Source organism: Microbispora oryzae, from assembly GCF_017896165.1.
GTDB classification, from domain to species: Bacteria; Actinomycetota; Actinomycetes; order Streptosporangiales; family Streptosporangiaceae; genus Microbispora; species Microbispora oryzae.
Map to the genome: position 1 here is coordinate 47998 of NZ_JAFCNB010000009.1, position 17376 is coordinate 65373.

Here is a 17376-nt window from a genome sequence, read left to right on the forward strand (position 1 = left end):
GGTGGGGCACCACCGGGGAGCGAACACGCGGAGGCCGTGCGCCTGGGTCGCCGCCCCCGTCGATGGAGAAGGAAGGCGCCCATGACCGAGAGATCGCTGAACGCCGTCGATCCCGAGATCGCCGCGTTGATCGAGGCGGAGGAGCGGCGGCAGGCCGACACCGTCAAGCTGATCGCCTCCGAGAACTACGTCTCCCGGGCCGTTCTCGAGGCCACCGGGACCGTCCTCACCAACAAGTACTCCGAGGGTTACCCCGGCAAGCGCTACTACGAGGGCCAGCAGGTCATCGACCAGATCGAGACCCTCGCGATCAACCGCGCCACGTCGGTGTTCGGCGTACGGCACGCCAACGTGCAGCCGTACTCGGGCTCGCCCGCCAACCTCGCGGTCTACATGGCCTTCCTCCAGCCGGGCGACACCGTCCTCGGCATGGGCCTGCCGTTCGGCGGCCACCTCACCCACGGCTGGTCGGTATCCGCGACGGGCAAGTGGTTCAACCCCGTCCGGTACGGCGTGCGCAAGGACACGGGCCGGATCGACCTGGACGAGGTGCGGTCCCTGGCCCTGGAGCACCGGCCCAAGCTGATCTTCTGCGGCGGCACGGCGATCCCGCGCACGATCGACTTCCCGGCCTTCGCCGAGATCGCCCGTGAGGTGGGGGCGGTGCTCGCCGCCGACATCGCGCACATCGCCGGGCTGGTCGCGGGCGGCGCCCACCCGTCCCCGGCCGGACACGCCGACGTGATCTCCACGACGACCCACAAGACGCTGCGCGGCCCCCGCGGCGCCATGCTCATGACCGACTCCGACGAGCATGCCGCGGCGCTCAACAAGGCCGTCTTCCCCGGTCTCCAGGGCGGCCCGCACAACCACACCACCGCGGGGATCGCGGTGGCCCTGCACGAGGCGGCCCAGCCCGAGTTCAGGGCTTACGCCGCGCAGATCGTGAAGAACGCCCAGGCGCTCGCGGACGAGCTGATGGCGCGCGGCTTCGACCTGGTCTCCGGCGGCACGGACAACCACCTGATCCTGATGGACCTGACCTCCAAGGGCGTCGGCGGCAAGCCCGCGGCCCAGGCGCTCGACCGCGCCGGCCTGGAGACCAACTACAACGCGGTGCCGTTCGACCCGCGCAAGCCGTTCGACCCGTCCGGCATCCGGATCGGCACCCCCTCGGTGACCTCCCGGGGGATGGGCGAGGCGGAGATGCGCCAGATCGGCGCCTGGATCGACGAGGTTGTCACCGCCGTCGCCAAGGGCGACGCGGAGGACGTGATCGGCCGGGTGCATCGCGAGGTGACCGAGCTGACCGGGAAGTTCCCGGCGCCCGGCCTGTCCTGATCCACCGTCGCCCCGGGGGACGCCACGCCGGCGTCCCCCGGACGCGTACCCGGGACGCGTACGGGGACGTAAACGCCTCGCCCGCGCCCGGGAGGGTGCGGTACGGTACGGACATCGCAACGGACACGGCCGCCACGAGGGCGGCCCGGCACAGGGAGGTGAGGACTATGCGGGTCTTTCTGACGACCATGCCGTCCGTCAACTCCCGGGTGTCCGCCTAGACCTTCTCGCTGGGGCACCCGGTTTCCCTGAAGGGTGTCCAACAGCAATGTCTTTCGATCTTCGTATGCTCGGCTGGACCGACGAGTTCCAGGCCGGGCTTCCCGACGGCGCCGTGCCCGGGCGCGTGGCCCGGGTCGACCGCGGGGCGGCAGAGGTCGTCACGGCCGACGGCCGTCACCAGGCCAGATACGGGGCGCAGGTGAGGCGGGAGTCGGCGGCCGACCCGATCGCGCTGCCCTGCGTGGGCGACTGGGCCGCGCTCACGCTCCTCGACGAGGGCCGCTACGAGCTCGCGCGGGTGCTGCCGCGCCGGACCGCGTTCGTGCGGGGCGGCGTGAGCCGCGACTCGCGCGGCGGCCTGTCCGGCGACGGCCAGGGCCAGGTGCTCGCGGCCAACGTCGACATCGTGTTCGTCGCCGAGCCGTCCATGCACGCCGCGGACTTCGCCGACCTCGGCAGGATCGAGCGCCTGGTGGCGCTCGCCTGGGAGAGCGGCGGGCGGCCCGTGGTGCTCGTGACCAAGGCCGACCTGTTCGACCGCGGGCTGGACGACCTGCTCGCCGACGTGGCGATCGCCGCGCCCGGCGTGGACGTCCACGCCGTCTCCTCGATCAGCGGCGAGGGGGTCGGCATCGTCCGCTCCTATCTCGGCGACTCCCGCACCGCGGTCGTGCTCGGCCCCTCGGGAGCCGGCAAGTCGACCCTCGTCAACGCCCTGGCGGAGGCGACGGTCATGGAGACGCAGCAGGTGCGGGCGGCCGACGGCCGGGGCCGGCACACGACCGTCCACCGCCAGCTGATCCCGCTGCCCGGCGGCGGGCTCGTGATCGACACGCCCGGGATCCGCCGGGTGGGCCTGTACGAGATGAGCGACGGCGTCGACCTGGTCTTCGCCGACATCGAGGAACTCGCCGCGGGGTGCCGGTTCTCCGACTGCCGGCACACCGAGGAGCCGGGCTGCGCCGTGCTGGAGGCGGTCGAGACGGGCGAGCTGCCCGAGCGGCGGCTGAACAGCTGGCACCGGCTCCAGCGCGAGGCGGCCTGGATGGCCCGGCGCTCCGACGCGCGCCTGCGCAGCGAGGAGACGCGCAAGTGGAAGATCATCCATAAGGAGATGCGCAGGTCCGGCCGGGGCCGCCCGTGAGGGTGCCGCCGGCCTGATGCCGGGTATGCCGGTTTCATGGCTCGGGCGCGGGTGCGGTTGCCCTTCGCCGACCGCACGGAGGCTGGGGAGCTCCTCGCCGAGGTCCTGCACGGCATGGACGTGCCGGACCCGGTGGTGCTCGCGCTTCCGCGCGGCGGGGTCGAGGTGGCCGTGCCCGTGGCGGCCCGGCTCGGGGCGCCGCTCGACGTCCTGGTGACGAGGAAGATCGGGCTGCCCCGGCAGCCGGAGCTGGGGCTGGGGGCGATAGCCGAGGGCGGCGAGCCGGTGTTCGACGAGGAGATGCTCGGCAGGCTCGGCCTCGACGCCGGTGAGCTCGCCCCGGTGGCCGAGCGCGAGCGGCGGGAGCTGGAGCGGCGGGTGCGGGCCTACCGGGGGGAGCGCCCGCTGCCCGGGCTCGCCGGCCGCGACGTGATCGTCGTCGACGACGGGCTGGCGACGGGCGGCACGGCGCGGGCGGCGCTGCGGGCCGTACGGCGGGCACAGGGCGGCCGGGGGACGGTGACCCTGGCGGTGCCGGTGGCGGCGCGGGACACGGCCGACCTCCTGCGGCGGGAGGCGGACCGGGTGGTGGTCCTGGCGACACCGGCGGGGTTCCGCGCGGTCGGGCAGTGGTACGAGCTCTTCGACCAGCTCACCGACGCGGACGTGCTCGGCCTGCTACGGGAGGGCCGGGCGGGGGAGGGCTCGGGCGGAGCCGGAGCCTGAGGGGGCTACCTCACGGGTGTCCCGCGCCCTGAGGGGGCCGCGGAACACCCGATCGACCTGCTGAACGCGTGTCGGGGAAGGGGGATGACGGTTCAGGCGACGGCGCTGATGCCGGCGCTCGCCGCGCGGCGCATGCGGCGACGACGCTCGGAGGCGCGCTCGTCCTCGTTGAGCCCACCCCACGTGCCGTACTTCTCCGGCCGCGAGAGGGCGTAGTCGAGGCACTCGGCACGCACGGGACACTGAGCGCAGATGGCCTTGGCCTTGCGCTCCCGGATGTCGCGCTCGGGCTGACGCTCGCCATCAGGACCGAAGAACAGCACAAGGTCCTCTCCCCGGCACGCGGCATCATCCTGCCAACCCCAACTGGGGCGGGGGCGGGCGAGCTGCCGACGTACCTGAGACATGAGAAACCACCTTCGGTGAGAGGTATTTCGTGTTTGTGCCGCTTTGGACGCTTGTGGCGTCCTCTGTGCCAACGCCGGAACGGACCGTGATGTTCCCGTCTCCGGCCGGAGTGCCTCAGGCGTGAGCCTCGGTGAGTTCCCTCAGCTCGGCCAGCCTGTAGGTCGAGATCTCGTCGGCGCAGACCGACCCGCACGATGCCATGAACACCGCGGGTTCGACCACAACCCGAAATCGCGACGTCCCCCGTCGTGTCGTGCAGCGCACGACGCAGACAGTGGCGTCGCCTTCCGACCGGGAGGATTCCACGGCCACTCCACCGACCGAGAGTTCACCGGTGCGCAACCGGACGAAATGCTCAGCGGCCTGCAGTGGCTCAGGGATGCCCGCGCGTCCCCGGAAACGGTCGAGGACAACCTCGCCGTGCCGGTACGCGTTTGCCGCCGCGATCGCAGCAGCCTGAGACATGCTGCCGTAGTAAAGCCCGTGTGGCAAGCACACCAGGTTGGCGGCGTATCGATCGCCGCCGACATGTGTGGTCTCCCACACCTCGCCGGGCAGGTTCTCGTCCAGAAACCTGGCCAGCGGAAGCCCCAGGCGGGCGCAGCAGGCGTTGCGCTTGCCGTGCGTGCACACCAGGAACATCGGTTCCGCAACCAGTATGCAGGACCCCGGAACCACTCCGTGCACGAGAGAGCCCAGGTCAAGATCGTCGGGGTCGTCGAGGAAGGCCTCGGCGAGCCACGGATCGCTCCCGGCGGAGGAGGCGACGAAGACGTGCAGCGGCGCGTCCGGCGCCTTCCTGCGGCCCGGCCGGCGGATCAGCTGGGGCCGGATCCCGAGCGCGCTCGCCCGGTCGACCAGGGTGCGGATCGCGTCGGGCAGCGGGGCGTCGTCGAGGTACGGGCCCCACGGGCCGGGGTGCTCGACGAGCAGCCAGAACCTGGCGCCCACGGTCGCGCTGGCGTGGACGGGGGCGGCGCCCGCGTGCAGGGCGGCGGGATGCTCGCAACTCCTGGCCATCCTCTCCCGCCCCTCTCGTTGATTAGGTAAGACTAACCTTAGCAACACGAGTCAAGGGGCCCCGCTGTCACCGCCCCCCGCTACTCGGCGGCCGCCGCCTCGAACGCCCACTCCGCCGCCGCAAGGGCGGCCTCGCGGTCCTCGGGCACGAGCCCGATGCGTGTCCTGCGGTCGAGCAGATCGGCCGCGTCAAGGGCGCCCTCGTGCCGTACGCCCCAGACGAGCTCGGCCCGGGTGACGCCCAGGGCGACGGGCTCGGCCAGCGAGGGATCGAGCCGGGCGAGCGCGTGCACGGCCGCTGCCTCGGTGCCGTACCGCTCCACGAGCCGCCGGGGGGCGCCCTCGGCGACGCCCGCGCCGACGAGCGGCAGGCGGGCGGTACGGCTCCCGGGCGCGCCTGGGCAGGCGGCGTCGACGGCGTCCTCGGCCATCCGGCGGTAGGTGGTGAGCTTGCCGCCCACGACGGTCACCACGCCCTCGGGTGAGCGGAGCACCGCGTGCCGGCGCGACAGATCGGCCGTACGGCCGCCCTGGGCGTCGACGAGGGGGCGGAGCCCGGCGAAGGCCCCGGCGACCTCCTCGCGCCCCAGGGGCCGCTCCAGCACCGATCCCAGGACGTCGAGGAGGAACGTCACGTCGCTCTCCGGGGGCCGGACCACGTCGGGCACCGGGCCGTCCACGGGCTCGTCCGTGATGCCCACATAGATCCGTCCGTCGGCCTGGGGGAGCACCAGGACGTACCGGTTCCGCTCGCCCGGGATCGGCACGTGCAGCCCGGCCCGCAGACCGCCCAGGGCGCCGGGCCGGAGCACCAGGTGGGTGCCGCGGGACGGGCGCAGCACCACAGACGGCGCGAGGCCGCCCGCCCAGACCCCCGTCGCGTTGATCACCGCACGGGCTCGCAGGCCGAACTCGGCGCCGGTCAGTTCGTCGCGGAGCTGGGCGCCGTCGCCGTGCAGCGACAGCGCGCGGCACCGGGTGAGGATCCGCGCGCCGTGCGCGGCGGCCGTCCTCGCCAGGGCCACGACCAGCCTGGCGTCGTCCACCACCCGCCCGTCCCAGGACAGCAGCGCGCCGCGCAGGCCGTCCGCACGCAGGGCCGGGGCCAGGGCGAGCGCCCGTTCCGCCGGGATCCGGCAGGGGCCGGGCAGCGCCCGCCGGGGAGTGCCGGCCGCGGCCCGCAGCGCGTCGCCCAGCCGGTAGCCCGTCATCGTCGCCGTGGCCTGCGCACGCGTGACCCCGTCCGTGACCGGCAGCAGGTACGGCTGGGCCGTGACGAGGTGAGGGGCGGTGCGGGTGAGCAGGACGCCCCGCTCGGCGGCGCTTTCGCGGGCCACGCCGACCTGCCCTCGCGCGAGGTAGCGCAGGCCGCCGTGGATCAGCTTGGAGCTCCAACGAGACGTGCCGAAGGCGAGGTCGTGCGCGTCGACCGCGACGACGGACAGCCCCCGGGACACGGCGTCGAGCGCGGCGCCCGCACCGGTCGCCCCCAGCCCGACCACGAGGACGTCGGCGACGGAGTCGCGCGCCTCGGCGAGCTCGCGGGCCCGGCGGGCGGCGTTGAGGGAGGAGTTCATGCTCTCTCCAGAGTTCGGCATTACCCTTGGGTAACCTATCTGGAGGCGCGCACGTCGTGGAGATCCCGTTGACCCCCGCCGAGCCGATCCCCGCGGAACCCATGATCTGGTCCGGCTGGGGCGACCCGGCCCAGGCCGTGGAGCTGCCCGAGCAGGTGCGAGGACTGCTGACCGGGCTGCTGGGCGTGCGGGAGCCGGCCGTCCCCGCCGCCACGCTCGACCAGGTGCGCCCGCCCGCCCCCCGGCTGGCTCCGGCCGTGCTGGACGCCCTGGAGGCGATCGTGGGCCCGGGACGGGTGCGGACCGATGACGAGACCCGCGTCCGGCACACCCGCGGCAGATCCACCCCCGACCTGCTCCGCCTGCGGGCCGGCGACGCCTCGGACGCGCCCGACGCGGTCGTGTTCCCCGGCTCCCATGAGGAGGTCGCCGCCGTGCTGCGGCTGTGCGCGGAACGGCACGTGGCTGTGGTGCCCTTCGGCGGCGGCACGTCTGTGGTCGGCGGCCTCGTCGCGAGCCGTCCCGGCTTCGCCAGCGTCGTGGCGCTGGATCTGGCCCGGCTGGACCGGCTGATCGAGGTCGACCCGGTGTCGATGACGGCGGTGCTCGAGCCCGGCCTGCGCGGCCTGCGGGCCGAGGAGCTGCTCGCGGCGCACGGGCTGACGCTCGGCCACTTCCCGCAGTCCTTCGAGTACGCCACGCTGGGCGGGTTCGCCGCCGCCCGGTCGAGCGGCCAGGCCTCCGCCGGGTACGGCCGCTTCGACGACATGGTCATGGGCCTGACGGTCGCCACCCCCCGCGGCACCCTGGAGCTGGGCCGGGCGCCCAGGTCGGCGGCCGGGCCCGATCTCCGGCAGGTGATCCTCGGTTCCGAGGGCGCGTTCGGCGTGATCACGTCGCTGCGCCTGCGGGTCCATCGGGCGCCGCGGGCGCGCCACTACGAGGGCTGGCGGTTCGGCGGCTTCGCCGAGGGTCTGGCGGCCGTGCGGCGGCTCGCGCAGGACGGCCGGGCGCCCACCGTGCTGCGGCTGTCCGACGAGACCGAGACCATGGTCGGCCTGGCCAGGCCGGGCGAGATCGGCCTCTCGCGCGACTCCGGCTGCCTGGTCGTGGCCGGCTACGAGGGGTCGCCGGAGGAGGTCGGCCACGGCCGGGAGCGCGCCGCGGCGGCGCTGGAGGAGGCGGGCGGGGTCGCCCTCGGCCCCGAGCCGGGGGAGGCGTGGGCGCGCGGGCGTTACCGCGCGCCCTACCTGCGCGACGCCCTGCTGGCCGCCGGGGCGACCGTGGAGACGCTGGAGACCGCGTGCTTCTGGTCGGGCCTGCCGCGCCTCTACGACGCCGTACGGGAGGCCCTGACGGGCTCCCTCGGCGGCCCGCTGGTCATGTGCCACGTCTCCCACGTCTACCCGGCCGGCGCCTCGCTCTACTTCACCGTCGTGACCGCCCAGACGGGAGACCCCCTGGGCCAGTGGGCGGCGGCCAAGCGGGCCGCGACCGAGGCGATCGCCGAGGCGGGCGGCACGGTCTCGCACCACCACGGCGTGGGCCGCGACCACCGGGAGGCGTACGGCCGGGAGATCGGCGAGCTGGGCGTGGAGATCCTCCGGGGGATCAAGGAACGGCTCGATCCTGAGGGGATTCTCAACCCGGGTGTGCTGATCCCGTAGAAACGCCAAGATTGTTCCCATGGTGGATGTCGGCGCGGCGGCCGCGCGTGGGAAGCAGGTCTCGTCCCGGGTCTCGCCCGAGGGCGCGGGGTGGGGCTGCGAGCGGATCGGGACGTTCGAGTCCCTGCGCCCGACCCGGAACTCGTTCACCTGGCTGTCGCCGCGGACCCTGTGGCGATCGCGCAACGAGATCCTGTCGCTGCTCTTCGGCGACCCCTCACCCGAGGTGCGCCGCCGGTGGGTGGCCGCGCAGCGGGAGCACGGCGCCGACCCCGACTTCCGGATCACGGTCGACGCGGGGGAGGACTTCTCGTTCCTCGTCCTCGGCGACACCGGAGAGGGCGACGCCTCGCAGTACGCGGTCGTCCCCGGCCTGCTCAAGCTGGGCGAGGGCACCGCGTTCGCGGTGATCGCCAGCGACGTCATCTACCCGACCGGGTCGGGCCGGGAGTACGGCGACAAGTTCTTCCGGCCCTACAAGGACTATCAGGCGCCGATCTACGCCGTGCCCGGCAACCACGACTGGTACGACGGGCTGGGCGGCTTCATGCGGGTCTTCTGCGACGCCCATCCCCTCAAGGTCGAGGAGAGGGGCTTCCGGCTGTCGCCCGCCGGGCTGCGCGGCCTGCTCTGGAAGAAGCCGGACATCGTCGACGAAACGGCCCTGGCCAAGGCGAGCGAGCTCAGGTCGGGGCCCGGGCAGCGGGCCACGCAGCCCGCGCCGTACTGGGTGCTGGACACCGGACGGCTGCTGCTCGTCGGCATCGACACCGGGATCAAGGGGAACATCGACCGGGAGCAGGGCGAGTGGCTGCGGCGCGTGTCGGCCGGACCCCGGCCCAAGATCCTGATCACCGGTAAGCCGATCTACGTCCGCAACGACTATCACCCCTGCGCCATCGAGGGCGGCGGCACGGTCGACGACATCGTGCGCGACCCGGCCAACGGCTACGTGGCCGCGATCGGCGGCGACGTGCACAACTACGAGCGCTTCCCGGTGCGGGTCGGCGACCGGGTGATCCAGTACATCGTGTCCGGCGGCGGCGGCGCCTTCATGCACGCCACCCACACGATCCCCCGGGTCGACGTGGGCGGCGTCCACGAGGACGACTTCCGCTGTTACCCGCTGCGCGGCGACTCGCTGTCGTTCTACAGCCTGCTCTACAGCAGGCGGCTGCGGATGCGGTGGCTCTACATCACGCCGGAGGAGGGCCTCGCCCTGATGTCGCGGCGGATCGGCAACACGCCGCCGCGCCCGACCCCCGGCGCCCCGATCACGGCCCGGGTGAAGTGGGCCGCCCGGTTGCTCGGGGGCTGGCCCATGCCGTTCCACCTGCCGGTGGGGCGGACCTTCCACCGGTACATCTCCGAGCTGTCCGACTGGGACACCCCGCCGTTCTTCAAGAGCTTCCTGCACCTGTCGGTGACCGGCGACCTGCTGCGGGTGCGGTGCTTCGCCGCGACCGGCTGCCTGCCGCAGGAGATCGAGCCGCCGCTGGAGGACGAGGTCGAGATCAAGCTCTGACAGAGCCCGAAGGGCCCGCGGGCCGGGTCGCCGGCCGCCCGCACGGCGTCCTGTCGGTGGCGGCTGGCACGCTGGGAGGCGTGCACGTTGTGGTGGCGGCCGACCCGGACGGAGGCGGCGTGATCCGGCCTCTCGGCGGCGCGGCCGTCCGCGTCCCCGACCTGGCGGCGGCCGTGCGCGACGCGGAGGAGGGGCGCGGCCCGTGGCCGGGCCTGCCGCGGCATCCGCGCTGGGTGTGGTCCGACGCCCGGCGGGTCTACCCCGCGCTGCTCGCCCGCGGCCTGCGGCTGTCGCGCTGCCACGACCTGGCTCTGACGGAGGGGCTGCTGCTTGCCGCCCAGGGCCGCCACGGCGAGCCCAGGCAGGCGGAGGCCGCGTACGCCCGGCTGCACGGCCTCCCGGTCCCCGAGGACGCCGCGGAGCGGCCTCAGGCCGCCCAGGAGGCCCTGTTCGAGCCCGAGAGGCGGGGGCCGGGCGTGGCGGAGGCCGACCTCGTCGCCGAGGTCCTGGAGGACCAGCGGCGCAGGATCGAGGCGACGCCCGACCCCGGCCGGTTCCGGCTGCTGGCCGCGGCGGAGTCGGCGGGCGCCCTCGTCGCCGCCGAGATGGGCCACGACGGCATGCCGTGGCGCGAGGACGTCCACGACGCGCTGCTCACCGAGTTGCTCGGCCCCCGCCCGGCTCACGGCATGCGCCCCGCCCGGCTCCAGGCGCTCGCCGACGAGGTCACCGCGGCCCTTGGCCTTCCCGTCAACCCCGACTCGCCGCAGCAGATAATCCGGGCGTTCAAGGCGGCCGGCATCGAGCTCCCGTCCACCCGGTCGCACGTGCTCAAGACCGTGGAGCACCCCGCCGTGGCGCCGTTGCTGGCCTACAAGGAGCTGGCCCGGCTGCACAGCGCCCACGGCTGGGCCTGGGCGGACCAGTGGGTGCGTGATCACCGGCTCCGGCCCGAGTATGTCGTGGGCGGCGTGGTCAGCGGGCGGTGGGCCACCGACGGCGGCGGTGCGCTGCAGATCCCCAAGGTGATGCGCAAGGTCGTGGTGGCGGACGACGGGTGGGCCCTCGTGGTCGCCGACGCCGCGCAGCTGGAGCCGCGGGTGCTCGCGGCGATGTCGGGCGACCGGGGCCTCGCGCGGGCCGCGGGGGAGATCGACCTCTACGCGGCCCTGGCCCAGGCGTTCGGCGGGGAGCGGCAGGCCGCCAAGATCGCCATGCTCTCCGCGATGTACGGCGGGACCAGCGGCGACGCCCCCAAGCTGCTGGCCGTCATGCGCCAGCGCTTCCCCCAGGCGTACGCGTTCGTGGAGGACGCCGCGCGCGCCGGCGAGGAGGGGCGCGTGGTGGGGTCCTGGCTGGGACGTATGTGCCCGCCGCCGTCGGAGCGGTGGCGGCGGCTGGTGACGGGCCCGGAGGGCGTCCGGGCGGCGAGGGACCGGGGCAGGTTCACCCGCAACTTCGTCGTCCAGGCCACGGCGGCGGAGTGGGCCACGACCCTGATGGCGGTGCTGCGCGGTCTGCTGCCCGATCCCGCCCGGCTGGTGTTCTTCCAGCACGACGAGGTCATGGTGCACTGCCCGCTCGATCTGGCCGAGGAGGTGCGCGCCGCCGTCGTCCGGGCCGCCGCCGAGGCGTCCCGGCTGCTGTTCGGCGCGACGCCGGTGCGCTTCCCGATGGAGGCGGTCGCCGTCCGCTGCTACGCCGACGCCAAGTGAGCAGCCGCCCGGGGATGCGTCAGGCGGGGGTGAAGGTCGACCACAGCGCCTGGCGGACCGGGGCGGCCGACTCGTTCCAGTCGTAGTCGGGCGAGGTGAACAAGATCGCGTACGACTGCCCGTTCACCCGCACGTACCGGATGACGGCGTGCACCGTCACCTTGCTGGCGTTGGTGTAGGTGTACTCCCAGTCGGCCGCCGGCCAGCGGTAGCTCGCCTCGCGGAGCTGGATCTGCGTGTAGTCGGGATAGTCCTTGATGTCGAGGTTCTGCTCGGCCTGCTGGAGCGCGGACAGGCTGCCGTCGGCGATCTTGGTGATCTTGATGCGCTGGGCGCCGTCGCTGGGCCCGGCGAACGTGACGGCGTCGCCCTGGAGGGAGACGGTCCACTCCTTCGGCGTGGCCACGGACACCCCGCCCTCGGTGCGGGTCACGTAGCCCTTCGGCGCCTCGACGTGGACCCGGGACGGCGCGACCGACGCGGCCGTCGTGGGCGCGGCGGGCGCGCCAGGGCGGGGACCGGAGGCCGCGGCCGGGTCCTGCTTGTCGCCGCCGGGCAGCAGTACCAGCAGGACGGTGACGACGACGCCGATGACGCCCACCGCGGCGACGGCGAGCAGCACCATCGAGCGCGAGTCGCGCTCGCGGCGGCCGCCGGAGTCTCCGCGCCTGCGGCCGGACGGCCGGGCGGTCAGGTCCGCCGCGTCCGGCCCGTCCGCCGAGTGCCGGGAGGCGCGGGACCGGGAGCGGCCGGCCGGTGAATGACCGCCGGTGTGGCCGGCAGCGTGTCCGCCGGTGTGTCCGCCCGTGTGTCCGCCCGTGTCCCGCACCGGCTCCCGTCCGCGGGAGTCGCCCAGGTCGCCGGGCAGGTCGCCGGGCTTGGGGGTGGGCCACATCGCCTCCCTCGACCGTTCCGGGGCGTGGGACGACCCGGAGGGCGAGGACAGCGCGTCGAAGCCCGGCTGCGCCCCCGTGAGGGCCCCCGCCGACCCGGCGTAGGCGTCGGCCGGGGACTGCGGCCCCGTCTGCGGCCCCGTCTGCAACCCCGTGGCGCCGGCCTGCGCGGGTGCGTCCGGCGCGTACGGCACCCGCACCGGCCCGGACGGCGTCTCGATGATGCGCGACGGCAGCGGGCCCGAGGGGATGTCGAGCGGAGGGAGCAGCCCGGCGGGCGTGGAGTCCTGCGGCGTGGGCATCGGGGTGTGCTTGGCCGGGCGGCCGAACACCCCGGCTCCGTGGGTCCGCAGCACCCGCTCCAGCATGTCGGCCACCTGGGCGGCCGGGAGCCGGTCGGCCGGATTCTTGCGGAGCAGGCCTTCGATGACGGGGAGGAGGGCGCCCGCCCGCTGCGGCCGGTTGGGCTCCTGGGTGAGCACCGCGCCGAGCACGGCCACCGCGTCGGGGCCCTCGTAGGGCGGGCGGCCCTCGACGGCGGCGTACAGCGTGGCGCCGAACGACCACAGGTCGGCGGCGTGCGTGATGGTCCGCCCCTGGAGACGCTCGGGGGGAATGTACGCCGGCGAGCCCATCAGCAGGCCGGTCTGGGTGATCGAGACGTCGCCCTCTATGGCCGCGATGCCGAAGTCGGTGAGCACCACCCGGTCCGCCGTGAGCAGCACGTTGCCCGGCTTCACGTCCCGGTGCAGGATGCCGGCGGCATGGGCGTGGCGCAGGGCGTCCAGCACGCGGACGCCGATCTCGGCGGCCTGCACGACCGGCAGCGGACCGCCCTGCCGTACGGCCTGCTCCAGCGACCAGGCGCGGACCAGCTCCATGACGATCCAGGGCCGGCCGTCCTCCTCGACCACGTCGTGGACGGTCACGATGCCCGGGTGGCTGAGCCGGGCGGCCGAGCGGGCCTCCCTGAGCATGCGCCGGTGCGCCGCCTGCGCCCCCGACGAGTCGAGCCCGAACGGCAGGAGCAGCTCCTTGACCGCGACGTCCCGGTCAAGCAGCACATCGTGGGCGTGCCAGACCATCCCCATGCCCCCGCGGCCCACGGGCGACAGCAGGCGATAGCGACGGCCGACGAGACGCCCCTGCCCCTCGGGCGCCGCCCTGCCCGGTCCATGACCCTCTGGCATAGGGGGGACCATACCGAGCAGGCGATCGGTCGTCATAGAAAGGTCCCCAATTCACGCACGATCCGCAAGATCCCCCGAGCGGATCATGCGAATTCCACCGGATATGTGAGGTCGGCCACCGATATTAGGTGCAAACGGGCGTCAAGGGGAATTCATCCGTCGGTCAAAGCCTGCAAAGCCGACGTGAAGGCCTCCGCTGGAGGGCTCACCAGACCCGCGCCCACCTGGCCGGTTCCCGCCACCCGGCCGGCGATCCCGGTGTTGACGACGGGCAGCAGGCCGGTCCTCGCGACCAGCGTCACATCGATGCCGACCGGCGTGCCGCGGAACCCGAGGCCGGGGATCTGGTACGCGGGGTGCTCGGCCAGGGTGATCTCGTACATCGAGGTGGTGGCGGCCACCGCGTCGGACACGTCGCCGCCCACGAACCGCACGATGGCCGGGGCCGCGGCCATCGCGAACCCGCCGAGCCCGGTGGTCTCGGTGATGGTCGAGTCGCCGATGTCGGGGTTGGCGTCGCCGGGCCCGTACCCGCCGAGGTAGAGGCCGTCCGGAACCCCCGCGGGGCCGGTGAACCACCGGTCGCCCAGCCCCGACACCTGGATGCCGAAATCCGTTCCATTACGCGCCATGGCGACCACGAGGCTCGACCCCGGCACGCCGCGGGCGGCGTCCGCGCTCACTTTCGCCGCGGCCATTCCCGCGTTCAGGAAGAAATGATCATTTCCGTTGACGAAACGCAGGACCTCGGCGGCGTGGCCAGGCGCGGCCTCCACGACGGCCGGGGCCAGTTCGCGCAGCAGCAGCGAGGTGGCCGCCCGGTTGCGGTTGTGGAGCTCGTCGCCCATCTGCAGGGCCTGTGCGATGAGCGTGCGCAGGTCGATCGGCCCGGTGCGCTCCAGCGTCGCGGCGAGCACGGGCCCGAGCACCTCGCCCATCCAGCGCAGCCGGTCGATCACCTCCGGTCCGTAGGCGCCGTAGCGCAGGACCTTGCCCAGCCCCTCATTCAGCGAGCAGTACGCGGTGCCGCCGTGCTCGGCGTCCACCACCTCCAGCATCCACATGGACGGGCTGACCAGGCCCGCCATCGGACCGACGGCGCCGTGGTGGTGACAGGAGTCGAGGGTGATCCCGGCGCCCGACGCGAGCCGCGCCCCGGCCTCCTCGGGGGTCGCGGCCAGGCCCTCGAAGAGCATCGCGCCGATCAGCGCGCCCCGCAGGGGGCCGGACGCCCGCTCCCACGTGATGGGCGGGCCGGCGTGGAAGAACGTGCCCGGCTCCAGGCCGAGCGCCTCCCGGGCGGGCCGGACGCCGACGAGGCGCGGCCGGGCCGCGAGCATCCGCCCGACGGCGATCTCGTTGGCGCGCTCGCGACAGGGATCGGTCAGCGCGGCGGCCAGGGCCGCGGCGGTGCCGGGCAGCGGCGGGCGCCAGTCCACCCGCCGCCGCGGCACGGCCTGCCGGTCGAGCGCCTCGCCGAGGAGCTCGGCGCCCACCGTGATCACGCGCGGCTCGCCGTTCAGCACGGACAGCGTCGTGGGGCTCGTTATGGGGCTCGTCATGGGGCTCCGTTCATCCCGAGCACAGGTCGACGGCGTGGCGGGCCGCCGCCGCGTTCGACGCGAACACCGCCGCGCCCGCCGCGTTGAGCCGGGCCGCCTGGTCGCGCAGGCCCTGCGGGTCGCCCTCGGTGCCGACGAGCGCGACCACGACGCGAACCCCCCGCGTGACGGCGCGCGCGACGGCCGGGCCCAGGCCGGTGGCAGGGTCGGCGTCGGCGCCGTGGCCCAGCACGACGTCGAGCAGGACGACGCCGCGGCCGACCGCCGCCAGCGCCTCAAGCCGCAGCGCCGGGTCGATCATGGGGTGGGCCCGGCCCCTGGTGTACTCGTCGTCGCCGAAGTCGGTGAAGACACCGGCGGCGCACCCGGCCGAGCGTGCGATGAGCGCGGCCTCCGCGCAGAGCGTGCCGCCCGAGTAGAGGCCGCGCAGCGGCAGCGCCTCCGACGTCGCTTCCGGTTCCGGCGCGGCCGGTCCGGGAGCTGGCCAGGACGGCCAGCGCGGCACGCTCCGGCCGAGCGCCGTGAGGACCTTCTCGGCGGCGGCGGTCAGGTCGTCCTCGCCGGGGCCGAGAAGCGCCGTCACCACGGGAGTGGAGAGGGCGAGCTCGCGCACGGCCCGGGCCGGCCCCGGCGCGGGCGGCTTGGAGACCAGCACGATCAGCTCGGTGGCGGGGTCGGCGTCGAGTGCCCGCAACGCCTGTACGGTCGAGCGCCCGCCCACCTCGGCCGACAGGTCGCGGCCGCCCACGCCGAGCACGTGACTGACGCCCACGCCGGCGAGGTCGAGCAGGCTGGTGATCTGCTGCGCGCCGGTGCCGGAGGCCGCCACGACGCCGACCGGTCCGGGGCGCAGCACGTTGGCGAAGCCGAGGCCCGCCCCGGCGACCACGGCGGTGCCGCAGTCGGGGCCCATGACGAGCACGCCGTTGTCGCGGGCCAGGTCCTTGAGCAGGATCTCCTGCTCCACCGGGACGTTGTCGCTGAAGACCATGACGGACAGCCCGGCCGCGACGGCGTCCATCGCCTCGGCGAAGGCGTGCTCGCCGGGCACGCTCACCAGGGCGAGGGTGGCGTCCCAGGAACGCGCGGCCGAGCGGGTGGTCCGGGGCGGGGTCTCCCGGTCCGCCGGGCCGGGGGCCGCGCCGGTGGCCGCGAGCTGCCGCTCCACCTCGGCGGCGGCCTCCTCCAGCTCCCCGGGCGATCCGGCCCGGACGGCGATCAGCAGGTCTCCCGGCGTGGCCGCGGGGACGTCGAAGCCGAGGTCGCGGGCGAGCCCGATGTTGAGCTCGGTGGCCATCGCGACGACGGCGACAGTGACGCCGGGCCGGGCGGTGACCGCCTGGCTCACCCGCATCAGGCTGACCGAGTCGTGGTAGACCCCGGCCCGCACCTCCACCAGATCGCTCATGGGCCCTCGCCCAGGCTGAGCACCGCGGACAGGCCGATCTCGACGCCCCACAGCATGTCGGCGCCCGAGGTGTGGCCGAGGGCGAGCAGCCGGTGTGCGGCGGCCTCAAGCGGCCGGCGCCCCGCGACCGCCTGGAGCACGCCGGTCGCCTCGGGCGCCGCCTCTCCTCTGGCGGCGCAGTGCAGCAGAGTTGCGGAGATGGGGGTGGTGCGGACGCGGGCGTCGAACGTGACGGTGGCCGCGAGCCAGTCGGCCAGCCAGACGGCCCGCGGCGCGTTCGCGGCCCGGCCGAGGTGGCGCAGGGTGACCAGGAGGCCCGCGAGCAGGTCGTCGCCGCTCGGCGTGAGCCCGGGGCCCAGGCCGAGGAGCAGCTCGGTCGCCGTGACCCCGTCGGTGAGCGACCCCCTCCGGCAGCCGTCCGCGAGCAGCGTGACCGCTCCTCCGGGCGGCAGGCCGGGACGCCGTCCCGACGCCTCCCGGACGGCCCGGAGCCGGGCCAGGGCCGGCCGCAGCCCGCCGAGGTCGGCCGTGCCGAGCGACGGCGCGGGATCCCACCAGCGGGCGACCCGGACCGACAGGCCGCCCGCCTCGACGACGCCGTCGCCGACCCACCCGTCGTCGCCCGCGGCGGGCCCGTCCAGCGGCCCGGCCACCACGACCGCGTTGGGCAGGCGGACGCCCTGACCCGTCACCAGCGCGACGACGTGCGGCTCCGTCTCGGTCCTGACCTCCAGGTAGACGGCGAGCGGGAAGGCCGCCAGCACGCGGGCGGGGCGGCGGGCCGACTCCAGTGCCGGACGGAGCGCGGCACTCGCCGCCCCGCCGAGGTAGACCGGGCCCGCGGCTCCCCTGGCCGCCGATCGCGCCGTCCCCCGTGCTCTCGGACGCGTGCCAACTGTCACCGGGACCTCCTGACGCAGTTCCTGCCGACGCTAGAACGCCCTTCGACACCTCCGTACGGAGAAAGCTGCCAACTGT

General features: G+C 74.6%; 13 protein-coding genes. 6 read left to right on the plus strand and 7 right to left on the minus strand.

The window, feature by feature from the left end:
• Positions 1-81: 81 nt before the first annotated feature.
• The 3 genes from glyA (at position 82) to JOL79_RS17785 (ending at position 3433) form a co-directional block, all read left to right on the plus strand.
• A complete protein-coding gene (glyA, locus tag JOL79_RS17775; RefSeq protein WP_210156958.1) occupies positions 82-1341 on the plus strand; it encodes a serine hydroxymethyltransferase in 1260 nt (419 codons plus the stop codon).
• Positions 1342-1627: 286 nt separating this feature from the next.
• On the plus strand, positions 1628-2707 hold the full coding sequence (gene rsgA / locus JOL79_RS17780) for a ribosome small subunit-dependent GTPase A (RefSeq protein ID WP_230984989.1): 1080 nt from the start codon (positions 1628-1630) through the stop codon (positions 2705-2707).
• A gap of 36 nt (positions 2708-2743) precedes the next feature.
• Positions 2744-3433: a phosphoribosyltransferase gene (locus JOL79_RS17785; RefSeq protein ID WP_210156960.1), complete on the plus strand. Its 690-nt coding sequence runs from the start codon at positions 2744-2746 to the stop codon at positions 3431-3433.
• Between the two features lie 92 nt (positions 3434-3525).
• Here the strand turns inward: JOL79_RS17785 and JOL79_RS17790 are convergent, their stop codons facing one another.
• The 3 genes from JOL79_RS17790 to JOL79_RS17800 all read right to left on the minus strand — a co-directional run bounded on the left by JOL79_RS17790 (position 3526) and on the right by JOL79_RS17800 (position 6438).
• The gene (locus JOL79_RS17790) at positions 3526-3840 is read right to left on the minus strand and encodes a WhiB family transcriptional regulator (RefSeq protein ID WP_076434697.1); all 315 of its coding nucleotides are present in this window, start codon (positions 3838-3840) and stop codon (positions 3526-3528) included.
• A 115-nt stretch (positions 3841-3955) separates the two neighbouring features.
• A complete protein-coding gene (locus JOL79_RS17795; protein ID WP_210156961.1) occupies positions 3956-4861 on the minus strand; it encodes a sucrase ferredoxin in 906 nt (301 codons plus the stop codon).
• 80 nt (positions 4862-4941) lie between these two features.
• Complete coding sequence (locus JOL79_RS17800) at positions 4942-6438, minus strand: glycerol-3-phosphate dehydrogenase/oxidase (RefSeq protein ID WP_210156962.1); 1497 nt, start codon at positions 6436-6438, stop codon at positions 4942-4944.
• A gap of 101 nt (positions 6439-6539) precedes the next feature.
• On the opposite strand from JOL79_RS17800, the gene JOL79_RS17805 reads away from it, so the two are divergent.
• From JOL79_RS17805 to JOL79_RS17815, 3 genes are all read left to right on the plus strand, one after another.
• Positions 6540-8105 carry an FAD-binding oxidoreductase gene (locus tag JOL79_RS17805; RefSeq protein ID WP_210157144.1) on the plus strand — a complete coding sequence of 522 codons (1566 nt, stop codon included), beginning with the start codon at positions 6540-6542 and terminating at the stop codon, positions 8103-8105.
• Between the two features lie 19 nt (positions 8106-8124).
• Entirely contained in the window at positions 8125-9630 is a 1506-nt protein-coding gene (locus tag JOL79_RS17810) for a metallophosphoesterase family protein (RefSeq protein ID WP_210156963.1), read from the plus strand.
• Positions 9631-9710: 80 nt separating this feature from the next.
• On the plus strand, positions 9711-11345 hold the full coding sequence (locus JOL79_RS17815; RefSeq protein WP_210156964.1) for a bifunctional 3'-5' exonuclease/DNA polymerase: 1635 nt from the start codon (positions 9711-9713) through the stop codon (positions 11343-11345).
• A 19-nt stretch (positions 11346-11364) separates the two neighbouring features.
• Here the strand turns inward: JOL79_RS17815 and JOL79_RS17820 are convergent, their stop codons facing one another.
• From JOL79_RS17820 to JOL79_RS17835, 4 genes are all read right to left on the minus strand, one after another.
• On the minus strand, positions 11365-13428 hold the full coding sequence (locus JOL79_RS17820) for a serine/threonine-protein kinase (RefSeq protein ID WP_210156965.1): 2064 nt from the start codon (positions 13426-13428) through the stop codon (positions 11365-11367).
• A gap of 152 nt (positions 13429-13580) precedes the next feature.
• Positions 13581-14990, minus strand: coding sequence for a YlbE family protein (locus JOL79_RS17825; RefSeq protein WP_210156966.1), 1410 nt, complete (start codon positions 14988-14990; stop codon positions 13581-13583).
• A 10-nt stretch (positions 14991-15000) separates the two neighbouring features.
• Positions 15001-16398 (minus strand): AllF/FdrA family protein, encoded by a 1398-nt coding sequence (locus JOL79_RS17830; protein ID WP_210156967.1) that lies wholly within the window; start codon positions 16396-16398, stop codon positions 15001-15003.
• Complete coding sequence (locus tag JOL79_RS17835; protein ID WP_210156968.1) at positions 16395-17300, minus strand: oxamate carbamoyltransferase subunit AllH family protein; 906 nt, start codon at positions 17298-17300, stop codon at positions 16395-16397. Before JOL79_RS17835 ends, JOL79_RS17830 begins: the two co-directional genes overlap by 4 nt.
• Between the last annotated feature and the right edge of the window lie 76 nt (positions 17301-17376).